The organism is Serratia sp. KH_031, from assembly GCF_057839655.1.
The window spans coordinates 1549111-1561579 of sequence record NZ_CM174496.1; the positions used below are offsets into that span (position 1 = coordinate 1549111).

The 12469-nt window shown below is 48.8% G+C and carries 11 protein-coding genes; 5 read left to right on the plus strand and 6 right to left on the minus strand.

Going from position 1 to position 12469, the window contains the following annotated elements; all coding sequences use genetic code 11:
* Positions 1–115 precede the first annotated feature (115 nt).
* Entirely contained in the window at positions 116–1069 is a 954-nt protein-coding gene (locus AC3ISQ_RS06815; protein WP_489351722.1) for an aldo/keto reductase, read from the plus strand.
* A gap of 77 nt (positions 1070–1146) precedes the next feature.
* Here the strand turns inward: AC3ISQ_RS06815 and yegD are convergent, their stop codons facing one another.
* Positions 1147–2499: a molecular chaperone gene (yegD, locus tag AC3ISQ_RS06820; RefSeq protein WP_489351724.1), complete on the minus strand. Its 1353-nt coding sequence runs from the start codon at positions 2497–2499 to the stop codon at positions 1147–1149.
* 142 nt (positions 2500–2641) lie between these two features.
* Between yegD and alkA the strand changes: the two genes are divergently transcribed.
* Positions 2642–4117: a DNA-3-methyladenine glycosylase 2 gene (gene alkA, locus AC3ISQ_RS06825; protein ID WP_489351726.1), complete on the plus strand. Its 1476-nt coding sequence runs from the start codon at positions 2642–2644 to the stop codon at positions 4115–4117.
* Here alkA and mgtE read toward each other — a convergent pair.
* Both mgtE and AC3ISQ_RS06835 read right to left on the minus strand, forming a co-directional pair.
* Positions 4114–5547: a magnesium transporter gene (gene mgtE / locus AC3ISQ_RS06830; RefSeq protein WP_489351728.1), complete on the minus strand. Its 1434-nt coding sequence runs from the start codon at positions 5545–5547 to the stop codon at positions 4114–4116. The two genes, alkA and mgtE, sit on opposite strands and share 4 nt — an antisense overlap.
* A 138-nt stretch (positions 5548–5685) precedes the next feature.
* Positions 5686–5865 (minus strand): YfgG family protein, encoded by a 180-nt coding sequence (locus AC3ISQ_RS06835; RefSeq protein WP_489351730.1) that lies wholly within the window; start codon positions 5863–5865, stop codon positions 5686–5688.
* A gap of 425 nt (positions 5866–6290) precedes the next feature.
* Between AC3ISQ_RS06835 and AC3ISQ_RS06840 the strand changes: the two genes are divergently transcribed.
* Together AC3ISQ_RS06840 and AC3ISQ_RS06845 are read left to right on the plus strand one after the other, a co-directional pair.
* Positions 6291–8504 (plus strand): EAL domain-containing protein, encoded by a 2214-nt coding sequence (locus AC3ISQ_RS06840; RefSeq protein ID WP_489351732.1) that lies wholly within the window; start codon positions 6291–6293, stop codon positions 8502–8504.
* Positions 8505–8610: 106 nt separating this feature from the next.
* A complete protein-coding gene (locus tag AC3ISQ_RS06845) occupies positions 8611–9150 on the plus strand; it encodes a DUF2058 domain-containing protein (protein WP_489351734.1) in 540 nt (179 codons plus the stop codon).
* 9 nt (positions 9151–9159) lie between these two features.
* Here AC3ISQ_RS06845 and AC3ISQ_RS06850 read toward each other — a convergent pair whose 3' ends face one another.
* The 3 genes from AC3ISQ_RS06850 to AC3ISQ_RS06860 form a co-directional block, all read right to left on the minus strand.
* Entirely contained in the window at positions 9160–9858 is a 699-nt protein-coding gene (locus AC3ISQ_RS06850; RefSeq protein WP_489351736.1) for an RluA family pseudouridine synthase, read from the minus strand.
* Positions 9859–10099: 241 nt separating this feature from the next.
* Entirely contained in the window at positions 10100–10723 is a 624-nt protein-coding gene (locus tag AC3ISQ_RS06855; protein WP_489351738.1) for a pyridoxamine 5'-phosphate oxidase family protein, read from the minus strand.
* 173 nt (positions 10724–10896) lie between these two features.
* Positions 10897–11313 carry a GNAT family N-acetyltransferase gene (locus AC3ISQ_RS06860; RefSeq protein ID WP_489351740.1) on the minus strand — a complete coding sequence of 139 codons (417 nt, stop codon included), beginning with the start codon at positions 11311–11313 and terminating at the stop codon, positions 10897–10899.
* 311 nt (positions 11314–11624) lie between these two features.
* Between AC3ISQ_RS06860 and AC3ISQ_RS06865 the strand changes: the two genes are divergently transcribed.
* The gene (locus AC3ISQ_RS06865; protein ID WP_489351742.1) at positions 11625–12392 is read left to right on the plus strand and encodes an alpha/beta fold hydrolase; all 768 of its coding nucleotides are present in this window, start codon (positions 11625–11627) and stop codon (positions 12390–12392) included.
* The last annotated feature ends 77 nt before the right edge of the window (positions 12393–12469 follow it).

A 12469-nucleotide genomic window follows, 5' to 3' on the forward strand; every position in this document is an offset into this window, starting at 1 on the left:
GCAGGCACAAAAATGGAGGAAATATGGAGGAACCGTCAGGTTAGTATGAAGGGAGAGTAAGGTTGAGTATTATTCTAATGGTTGAACCCTCTACACCCATTCACAGGAGTGATTTATGCATAAAAGAACATTAGGTCGTTCGGGTATTCAGGTGCCCAAACTCACTTTTGGCGGCAATGTGTTTGGTTGGACAGCCGATCAGGCAACATCATTCGGTTTATTGGATGCGTTGCTAGAGAATCAGCTCAACTTTATTGATACCGCAGACGTCTACTCATATTGGGCTCCGGGTAATCAAGGTGGTGAGTCGGAAACGGTGATTGGCAACTGGTTAAAACAAAGTGGCAAACGCGATCAGGTGATTATTGCTACGAAAGTTGGTAAGCCAATGGGAGAGGGAAAACAAGGACTGTCTCCACGTTATATTCAGCAGGCGGTCGAAGATTCGTTACGTCGTTTGCAGACGGATTATATAGATTTATATCAATCACATGATGACGACAAAGAAACTCCGTTAGAGGAGACGCTCACTGCGTTTGATGCCCTGATTAAAGCCGGTAAAGTGCGGGCTATAGGAGCATCAAACTATCAAGCTGAACGTTTGGAGGAAGCATTAAAAATCAGTGAACAGCATGGGTTAGCGCGTTATGAAACGCTACAACCTGAATATAATTTGTATGCGCGCGAAGGATATGAAACGGCGTTAGAGGCTACGGCTCAGCGCAATGGTTTGGGGGTGATTAACTTTTTCTCGTTAGCGAGTGGTTTTCTGACGGGTAAATATCGTAGTGAACAGGATATGGGTAAGAGCCAGCGTGGTGACAGGATTGTTGACCAATATCTTAACCCCCGTGGTTTCCGCATTCTGGCAGCACTGGATCAAGTGGCAGATAAATATGAAACTTCACCAGCACAGGTTTCGTTGGCTTGGCTGATTGCTCGACCCAGTATCACTGCGCCGATCGTTAGTGCGACTTCACTGCAACAATTGGATGAGTTGATCAGTGCCACCCGATTGCAACTGGACGTTGACGATATTCAGATGCTGAACGAAGCCAGCGCTTGGTGATATGGGTTGCGGGTGATGGAACCCATTTAACAGATGTATGCTGGAAGGTGTGGCGCGGCAACCCGCGCCATTAGCGATTAACGGAACAGCGTTTGCGCCCAGCGTGCGAGACCTGCGGTCACCGAGCCGAAGTCGTTACCACCGACGATCGGGATGCCCGGTAATTGCTGTTGCAGCGCAGTACGCAGCAACGGTGAGCGCGCGCTGCCGCCAGTTAAGTAAATCACCTGCGGCGTGGTCTGGCTGGTGGCAAGAGCCGCGCTGACCTGTTCTTGAATTCGTTGCAACGGTTGAGCAATGGCTTCGGCAAGTTGGCCTTGGCTGATAACTTCACTCAGATCGGTTTGTACAAACCCTAATGGCGCGTTGAAACTTTCCTGCCCAGACAGTGCAATCTTACCTTCTTCCGCGGCGCGAACCAGACGATAGCTTAGACGCTGTTGGTAGATTTTCAACAGGCGCTGTACTTTTTCTGGTTCGGCGGCATCGCGGATTAAATCGCGTAGGAAGCGGCCATTGGCGGTACTGTAAAAATCATTCTGCGCCGGGACATCGTTGGTCGCGACCGCGTTCCAATAAGGTAAGGCGGGCATCGCGATGCCTTTTTCCGTTTCGCCACCCATGCCAAATAGCGGCATCAGTTGCTTGAAGGCTAGCATGATGTCGAGATCGTTACCGCCGACACGGCAGCCGCTGTGCCCCAGTAGGCTTTGCTGACGCTCGGCTTGATCGCGCCATTGCGGCCCCATCAACAACACCGAACAGTCGGTGGTTCCGCCGCCAATATCCACCACCAGCACGGTTTTCTCTTCGCTTAGCGTGGCTTCAAAATCTAATCCAGCGGCAACCGGTTCGAATTGGAATTCGATTTGCTTAAAACCGGCGCGCTCAGCGGCACGTTGCAAAATGCCTTGCGCCTGCTGGTTAGCGTCTTCGCCGCCAATGCCTTGGAAGTTAATCGGGCGACCGATTACCGCCTGTTCAATGCCGCTTTGCAGCACGTTTTCTGCTTGGCGTTTGATGTGGAACATCATGGCGCACACCAAATCTTCAAACAACGCGATCTGTTGCGGTTTCAGGCCGTTAGCTCCCAAAAACGATTTGGGTGAGCGGACGAAGTACACTTCTTCCGGATCTTCAATGTAATGCGCTAACGCTTGCAGGCCGAACAGCACACTGTCGCGATTGACTGGAATGTCTTCTTCGCGGTTATAGCTGATGGCGCGACGCAGTAACTGCTGGTTTTCTTCGCTGCCGGTGGGGACTTGCCAGTGGCGGTGCAAACATTCACTCACGGCTTCGCGTGTTGGTGCGCACAGCATTGACGGCAAATATGGCTCGTTGTTTTCCAAATTCAGCAATTCGGCATTACCGTCTCGCATCACCGCAACGGAACAGTTGGCTGTTCCATAATCAAATCCAATAAACATCTTTTTCATTTCCCCATGCCAATGAAGGGGGGCGACTTTACCCGAGACAAGGGATCTGTGCAAAAAATTTCGTGGCTCTGATTATGCTGTGCTTAACTTAATGTCCGAATTCCGCACGTCAGCCTGGAAGATGAGTTCCATAATGATGAAAAAACTGACCCAGAGCGTGATTATGAGCAACCAACAGGCACTGTATGAAGCGCTGAGCGCACGTGACCGCAAATTCGACGGACGTTTTTTTGTCGGTGTGTCTTCGACCGGTATTTATTGTCGTCCGGTGTGCAGTGCTCGCACGCCAAAGATTGAAAATTGTACTTTTTACCCCAGTGCCGCTGCAGCGGAGTTGGCCGGGTTTCGTCCGTGTTTGAAATGCCGCCCCGAGTTGGCACCCGGTTTGGCGTTGATCGATCTGGGCAATCGCTATGCACAAGTGGCGGTGCAATTGATAGAGCAGGGTTATCTTTCTGAGCACAGTTGTGAAGAACTGGCGGCGCGTCTGGGGATTTCTGATCGTCATCTGCGGCGTATTTTTGCCGAACAGTTCGGCGCATCACCGATCGATTACGCCCAATCACATAGGCTGTTACAGGCCAAACGACTACTGGCGGATACCGAATTGCCGTTGAGTGAAGTGGCGTTCGCCGCCGGTTTTGGCAGTTTGCGACGCTTTAATGAGCTGTTTCAACATCGTTATCGCCTGAGTCCATCGGCACTGCGCAGTGCCAGCAATGTCCGTGCGGCAACCAGCGGCTTAGTGTTCCACCTCGGTTATCGGCCTCCTTATGATTGGGAGCGGATGCTCGGTTTTTTGCAGGCGCGTGCGGTAGCCGGGGTTGAAACGGTGCAGGGGACGCAATATCAACGCTCCATTTCTGTCAATCAAGCTGGCGTGACTTATCGCGGTTGGGTCACCGTTCAGCCCGAAGAGGCACGGAATCGGGTACGGATTGAAGTCGCACCTGCGTTGAGCCGCGTGACTACCGAGGTTTTGCGCCGGATACGACAACTGTTTGATCTGGATGCCGCGCCGGATTTGATTAGTCATGCGTTGGGCGATTTGGCCGCCGATGCACCGGGGTTGCGCTTACCGGGCTGTGTGAATAGTTTTGAACAAGCGACTCGCGCGGTGCTGGGGCAGTTGGTTAGCGTGAAAATGGCGGCCACCTTTGCTGGCAGAATGACCGAGTGCTGGGGAGAAGTGCTGGAACAACCTTACGGTGAGATTACTCACGTGTTTCCTAGCGTCGAACGCGTCGCCCAGTTACAGTCAGAAGAATTGCGTGCGCTCGGTGTACAACTGAAACGAGCCGCTGCGTTGATCGAGCTTGCTAAAGCGGTGATGGAAGGGCGTTTGCAACTGGATAACGTGCTGGATATTGAGCAGGGCATTAAAGCCTTGACCGCGTTGCCGGGGATCGGCAGTTGGACGGCTAATTATATCGCCATGCGTGCTTGGTCGTGGCCGGATGTTTTCCTCGCCGGGGACTATCTGATTAAACAGCGTTTCCCTGATATGACGCCACGGCAGATTGAAAACTACGCCGAGCGTTGGCGACCTTGGCGCTCTTATGCCACTTTACATCTGTGGCATAACGATAATTGGACGCCGGAAATCTAAAGTAGGAATATCGTCGCCAGCCCGAGGAAAATAAAGAAACCGCCGGTATCGGTGAGCGCGGTGATCAATACGCTGGAGCCGACCGCCGGATCGCGCCCCAGTTTGAGCATCATCATGGGGATAATGACGCCCATGAGCGCGGCAACCAGTAGGTTGAGGATCATAGCCAGCGTCATCACGCCGCCCATCGCCCAATCGCCATACAGCAGATAGGTGACGAAGCCCATAATACCGCCCCAGACCACGCCGTTAATGATTGCGACACCCAGTTCTCTGAGCAGCAGGCGCGAGATATTACCGACTTCGATCTGATGCAATGCCAACGCACGCACGATCATAGTGATAGTCTGATTACCTGTGTTGCCGCCGATCCCGGCAACGATCGGCATTAACGCCGCCAACGCCACCAGTTGTGAAATGGTGTGTTCGAACAGACCGATCACCCGCGAGGCGATAAACGCGGTACATAAGTTGATGGCCAACCACGCCCAACGGGTTTTTACCGCTTTACTGACCGGGGCGAACACGTCTTCTTCTGGGCTTAAGCCCCCCATGCGGCGCAAGTTGCTATCGTTCTCTTCATTGACCACGTCGACCACTTCTTCAATGGTTAAACGCCCCATCAATTTGCCTTTGGCGTCGATGACCGGAGCGCTGATTAAGTCGTAACGTTCGAAAGCACTGGCTGCGGCTTCGGCTTTATCCTCGGGTTGGAAGGTCGCGGGATCGCTGTCCATCAACGCGCTGACCGGCGTTTCTGGCGAATTTAACAATACGGCGGTTAACGGTAATTCGCCCAGCAGAGTATTTTTCTTGTCGGTGACGAACAGTTTGTCCGTTGCATCGGGAATGGATTGGCGTTGGCGTAGAAAGTCGTGAACTTCTCCTAATGTCATCTCTGGGCCGATGGTAATCAGCTCGAAATCCATCATCCACCCGACGGTTTCTTTGCCATAGTGGATCACTTCACGCACTTGATCGCGCTGCTCTGGCTCCATCGAGGTCAGCAAGCGTCCCATCAGATTACGCGGCAGGTATTGGGCTAAATAAGCCTGCTCGTCGACATCTAGCGGTTTGATCGCTTTAAGCAGATCTTTGTCGCTCATCTCTTTGATCAGGCTGTCCCATACCGGCTCGGCGACCTCCACCAGCGTTCTACCACGTTTGGCGTTACCTACTAAACGCCATAATGCTAAGCGTTCCTCTTGCGGTAGGGCTTCCAGCAAATCCGCCAAGTCTGCTGGGTGCATGTCATCCAGTAGACGGGTAATTTCAGCGGTCTGGTTGAGCCATTCGCTCTGGCTAAGCGTGGTGCCATCGCCATCTTGACCCAAGATGCCATCAACCAATGGCTTGTTATTCAATAGTAGCGTCAGGATACGCTGGCGATGTTCTGCGACTTTCTTAACGTTGTGGGTTGCGACAGACATGGAATTCCTTAACGCAGGGGCGCATCAATGCTAACTAAGATAGAGCATAGCGGTGACCCGCGTCATTTTTATGAAATGGGTGAAAATAGTGAAATAAGTCATAGAACTGGTAGATTGTGTGGTGATAAATCAGACCGTTTATTTATCGATGGGAGATGTAATGGGAACGCTAATCTCGGTAGATTCACTACTGTTTCGTACTTTTTCTTGATGATAAGGCACCGCAACAATGGCGGCATACAGTAAGCGAGCAATTAAAATGATAAAACTGACAAATAACACTATTTTAGTCATTTGTCCGGTGGTTTTCTTACGCATATATCATTCGGATATACCGACTCCTAAAAATATAACTTAATGGAATGTGTTCTATTTTATCGTTTATTAGGAATTGTCACTAAATTTTAGTAGTCACGACTCAGAATTGTCTATTTATTTCAGTGCTTGTGAGTTGAGCATTTAACGATTGTTTAGGTTTTGTTGGTTTTTATGTTGAGTATTGAGAGAGTAATTCAATACAATAAGCCGCATAACAGATTTTTATTAGCCTTTTATCTATTAATTGATCTTGGTCAAATTTCGTACTGTCACAGGGAATAGAATTCACCTCCATTCTTGATGTTGGCCGCTAAGGCTCCAGCATACCCACAGAATGATTATGAGGCTGGATCGGATTTGGCCTTCCTGCGATTAGAATGCTAAAGCGACGAAGTGAATCACGCCTCTGCGGAAACTATATTTTCATGGGTATTTTGCAACTCTGGAATAACTTACGCGATCGTTGGTGGGGCCAGCCCATTATCTGGAGCCTACTACTGATCCCCCTTGCTGGCTGGCTTTCGCCGAAAATTCTGTTGCCGGAAGGTAAAGTCTATCTTATCTATTTACCGCTAGCGGTCTGTATATCATTGATGATGGTTTATGACTGGCGGGCTATTCCTGGCATCACTATCGCTATTTTGTATCGTTATGCGAGTCGCCTAGGATTAGAAATCGGCATCATCATGACGCTGCTGTATTTATTTTGTCTCTGCGTTTGTTGGTTGGGCTATCGTTGCCAAACCCAGCGCCGGTGGTGCGCGGCTTTTGGTGAGCTGTCTTTGACCAAAGCGCGTCTGATTTGGTTGGTAGTCTTGCCGCCGTTGTTTTTCATCCTCAGCTTGCAATTAGTTGTGGGTTTAGGGCTGTTGCCTGATGAAACTGGCCTGATGTCCGGCGGGGAAAGTTATTTACGTGCTTTGGTTAACTTCCAAGCGTTGCTGATCGGTTGTATGTCCTCCATGCAACTGTTCAGTTTTATTTTGCGTGTTTTAAACCGGCCCGCATTTGCCTTGACGCTGTGGCACCGTATGCGTACCGAAGTTGCGCCTAACGTGAAGAAAAACGAATTGCTTTCGTGGCTGCTGGTTATGGCGGGGTTGGTTTTCGCTCTGTGTTACCACGCGGAAAATTCGACTAACCTGCTACTCACCGACTACAGTTTGACCCTGTTGCTGCCAGTCATGCTGTATGGCGCGATGCGCTTTGGTTATCAGCTTAATTGTATCGTTTGGTCAGTCTCGCTGATCGTGCTGTTCTTCAATTATCCGGGTTACGTACAGTGGGGTAATTTGCTGCATAATTTGGCGTTTATCTCTTCGATGATGCTGGTGTTTACCCTGAGTATTTTCCTGATGTCGGCGGTCAATACCCGGCAACGTAGGGCGCATCAAAAAGCCCAAATGGCGTCATTGAAAGATCCGGTGATCGGTTTACCCAATCTGCGGGCACTGAAACAAGACTTGGGCAAAGTGCCACGTTCGACACTGTGCTTTCTGCGGATTGCGGAATTAGATTTGCTGAGCCGCAATTATGGTATGCAATTACGTATTCGTTTTAAGCAGCAATTGGCTGCGATGCTAGATAAAACGCTGGATGCGGGGGAAGGGGTTTACCACCTGCCGGGTTACGATTTGGTGTTGCGCCTTAATGGTTACGACGCCGAAGATAAAGTGCTCGCTGTTTATCGTTCGTTAGAAAAATTCCGACTGGTCTGGAATGGTTTGCCGATCCATCCGCCCATCGGGGTCAGTTATTGTGGTGTTTACTCTGAAGTCGGGCACTTGAACGTGCTGTTGGGGGAGTTGAGTTCTCTGGCGGAAGTCTCATTGACCAGTGGTAAACCCGAAAATGTACAGAATGACCGTCGTTTGGTTCAGGATGAAATCAAGCGAAAAGTGGCGTTATTGCACTGGGTCCAACGCTCATTGGATAACGACAGTTTTGTGCTGTTAGCACAACCGATTGCTGGTATTCGTGGCGATCGTTATCACGAAATTTTGTTGCGGATGCTGGACGATGAAGGCCAGATCGTACCACCGGATGAATTTTTGCCCGTCGTTCATGAATTTGGCTTGGCTTATCAGTTAGACCTGTGGGTGTTGCGTCATACCCTGATATTTATGGATACCCACCGTGAGCGTTTGCCGAGTGCGCGTTTTGCCGTAAACCTGTCGCCTTCTTCATTGTGTCGACCCACGCTGATCCGTGACGTGCGTAATCTATTGGAACAGTACAATATCGAGCCTTATCAGTTGGTGTTGGAAGTGACCGAATCGCATTTGATGCAGGACAGTGCTTACGCCGACACGACGTTGCAAGAACTGCGTGAGTTGGGCTGTCGGATTGCCATTGATGATTTTGGTACTGGCTATGCCAGTTACGACCGTCTGAAAGGACTGAAAGTGGATACGCTGAAAATAGACGGCAGCTTTGTGCGTGAAATGCTGACCAATCAGATCGACCACCAGATTATTGCTTCGATCTGCAAAGTGGCATTGATGAAGCGTCTGACCATCGTGGCGGAATACGTCGAGAGCAAAGAGCAATATGAAGCGTTAAAAGGATTGGGCGTGGATTATATGCAAGGTTATTTCATTGGCGAACCAGTGCCGTTGGAAGCGTTATTGCCAGCGTAAGAGGCGGATAATTTGTGCTGGTGGGTAGGTAATCTGGTGCTTCTAGCACAGCCCCAAAGATTACAGGTATAATCTCACAAATTATTCAACGGATTCAGAAACGAAGATGACAAAACTCACCTTACAAGAGCAGATGCTAAAAGCGGGATTAGTGACCAGCAAAAAAATGGCCAAGGTCCAAAGAACAGCTAAAAAATCACGAGTTCAAGCTCGTGAGGCCAGAGAGGCGGTGGAAGAAAATAAAAAAGCACAACTTGAGCGTGATAAACAGCTAAGCGAGCAACAAAAACAAGCGGCTTTATCTAAAGAATATAAAGCTCAGGTGAAGCAACTCATTGAAATGAATAGAATCGAAATTTCAAAAGGCGATATTGATTTTAACTTCACAGACAATAATTTAATTAAAAAAATAGCTGTGGATAAGCTGACTCAAGCTCAGCTGATTAGTGGCCGCCTCGCCATTGCTCGTTTGGTTGTTGATAACAGTGGTGAGAGTCAATATGCCATCATTCCCGCGAGCGTAGCTGATAAAATTGCGCAGCGAGATGCGAACAGTATTGTGCTAAATAGTGCGCTTAGTCAGGAAGAGCAAGATGAAGACGATCCATATGCTGACTTTAAAGTGCCCGATGATTTGATGTGGTAATTCACGTTTTCAGAACGGGCTGGCATGATGGGCTTTGATCTGTTCTTCGCCAATAGGGTGAACAAAATGCAGTTCACTGGCGTGTAGCATCAACCGTTGAGTCCGTTCGGTACCTGGCAGCAGACGGCCACCATACAGGTCACAGCCCAAAATCGGGTGGCCTAACTGCTGACAGTGAATGCGGAGTTGATGAGTACGCCCGGTTTCCGGGGTTAGTTGCACCCGCGTCAATGGCAGTAACGTCCCGCCTTCCAACTCATGATCAAAGCGCTCGACGACCTGATAGCCGGAGCGAGCGGGTTTGCCGTGGATGGCGCAAATCGACATCAGCGGGAACAGCGCCGGGTCTTTGGCTATTGCTGCGTCTATCACTCCCTCGTTGTCGTCCAGATGCCCGCAGAGCAGTGCGCTGTACACTTTGGTCACTGTGCGCTGGCTGAACTGTTGGCAGAGCGCGGCATTGATAGCCTTATTGCGGGCAATCACCATCAGCCCGGAAGTCCCGAAATCTAGGCGGTGAACTAGAGTGCAGCCGGGAAATATCTGTACCAGCCGATGATGCACCGAATCCAGATTTTGCGGATTTTTCCCCGACAGGCTGAGCAGCCCAGCGGGTTTATTGATAAGCGCCAAGTGATCGTCCTGATAGAGAATTTCTATCTGGTCATGGCATGGCGGGGCAATAAAAGTATCGATTATCTTAGGCATCAAGCTAGCCGGATGAAGAGTGGGAACGGATGATAACGCATTTTCAGCTATCAGGCGTTGTTGGTTATGAATGCAGTGAGGTGTTCGTTACTTGCGCATAGATGTCAGATGCCATCCAACGGCAGGTTAGTGCCAGGAGCAGACGTTACTAAGAGATTGTACAAGCTGCTCTCGTAGTGGCATTGCTTTCTTCTGTTAGCAGCTAAGCACTCCCTGTATCGGGGACACATTTCCGAAACAATCAGTAAAGTGTGTTTTTCAATCGCTCCGGCAAGGCCTCGTCGTAAGCCAAACCATCAATTTCTGACTGTGAAATCATACTCAGGATACTACCGGTGCTGGGAAGGGCCTTCCTCTCAATTTGTGTGGCAGGATCCCAGAGTTTTGAGCGAATGATTGCTCTACTACACTGGAAAAAAACGCTTTCCACTGAAATGCGCAACACCGTTTTGGGGGATTGATTATTGATTGCGAATTTATCAAGCAAAGCCGGGTCTTTACGTATTTCAGCTGTCCCACTTATACGCAAAGTTTCGCCAATGCCGGGAATTAAAAAGAGAAGCGCAACCCGGTTGTCATTTAAAATATTGCGCAGACTATCAATGCGGTTATTACCCCTGCGGTCGGGTAAAAGTAGAGTTTTAACGTCCTCAATGTGAATGAAGCCTGCAGGATCACCTCTTGGCGATACATCCAGGCCATCCGGTCCCGATGTCGCAAGCGCCACAAATGTTGATGCCTCAATAAAGGGGCGGTAGGCAGGATGAATATGGTCCGTCACCTTCGTTAAAGAAGGTTTTGCTACTGCACCGTAAAGTTGCTCAAGCTCATGACTATTAGTAATTAGCGTGTTTTCATCAACCATCTCATTCACCTCCATTGAGTTCAAAACGGAATGCATGCTGATATTTTATAGCAGATGCTTTTTATTTGTTCATTTTTATGGCTAACCAGCATTTATTTTCCATGAGTAACGTCTGCTCTTCGCTCATAGCAGACGTCGCTATTAGCGCAGTGTTTTAATCATTAGAGGGCAGATCAACCTTTACCGCCCCAAACCAGTGCCATGCCTTCGCTTTTCGGGCGAACGTTTTTAAAACCGAATTTTTCATATAGCTCGGGAACGTCGGCTACGAGGGTAATATAGGTGCCTGTTGACACATGTTGTTCAAACCAGAGCATCAAATTCTGCATGATCTTTCGTCCCAGACCGTTTCCCTGATGTTCCGGGTCAACTGCGATATCAACAATCTCAAAGTTCAGGGCTCCATCGCCAATAATGCGTCCCATCCCGACAATATGCCCAAAACACTCAATGTGCACCCCGTAACAACTTCCGGGAAGTGCACGTTTCGCAGCGTCAAGAGGACGAGGCGTTAAGCTAGCGATTACGCGTAAACGACAAAAATTTTCTGCAGGTGGAACCGTGTCAACAAAAACGTATTTTGATTGCATTTTTTAATTCCGGTACAGGGGATAATTTATGAATGTTAACAACACGCTAACATAATTAAGACCTGAATAAAGCCTGCTGGTCGGTTTAAATGCAAAATTTAACGATTTATCTGATGAGCTAATCAGTGCGTAAGCTATCGTTAGCCAGATTGCAGTGTTTAGACTCTAATCCGCATTAGACAAATTATTAGCACTCTGACTGCATATAAATCTTTATCACCTTAATAAACAAATCGTGTTAGCTTGTTAAGCATTACAATCATAATAATTTATTGATACGAATGCCCCGAGAGTTAACGGAGGAATACAGCATGCAGAGTTTATTTTCGCTAACAGCAGGTGCTTGCGTGCGTTGGCATGATTTGCCGGGACAGGGTATCCCCATTGTATTTATTCATGGGCTTGGGTGCGCCTCTTCTTATGAATATCCACGAATTGTGGCTGATCCGGCATTTGGGGGGAGACGTGCCATACTAATTGATCTTCCCGGATATGGTTTTAGTGATAAACCTCGTGAGTATGATTACAGCATTGCTCATCAGGCAGAGGTTGTTATCGAAGTGATCAACTCATTAAAACTCCCCAATTGCCATCTCTATGGTCACAGCATGGGTGGAAGTATTGCGATTGAAGTGGCGGAACGATTATGTGAGCGAATAGGTAAACTTGTGGTTTCAGAGCCTAACTTTCATGCGGGTGGCGGTGTATACAGTCGCCTTCTGGTGGAAAAACCTGAAGCTGAATTTATCTCGAAAGTATACGACCATATACTGGCAAACCACACATCCCCCTGGAAGGGTTCGGCTCAAAATGCTGCTCCTTGGGCAATGTGGCGGGGAGCCAAAAGCCTGATTGATGGAACCTCACCGTCATGGATGGAGATCTTCCTCAGTCTATCATGTTCATGCACATTGATTTTTGGTGAGCAATCATTACCGGACAGAGACTTTCAGTATGTCAGCCATAAGGACATTGCTGTAGCAACAGTGCCGCAAGCTGGACATTCTATGTCATGGGAAAATCCGTCAGCACTGGCCGTTGTGTTACACAAAGAATTTAGTCAGGAGTGTCCCAAGTAACTCAATAATCCCCCCACAGTGAATCGCTACAGGTTTAAAGAAATCTACGAATCATTTATGGATTAACCCTGTTCGAG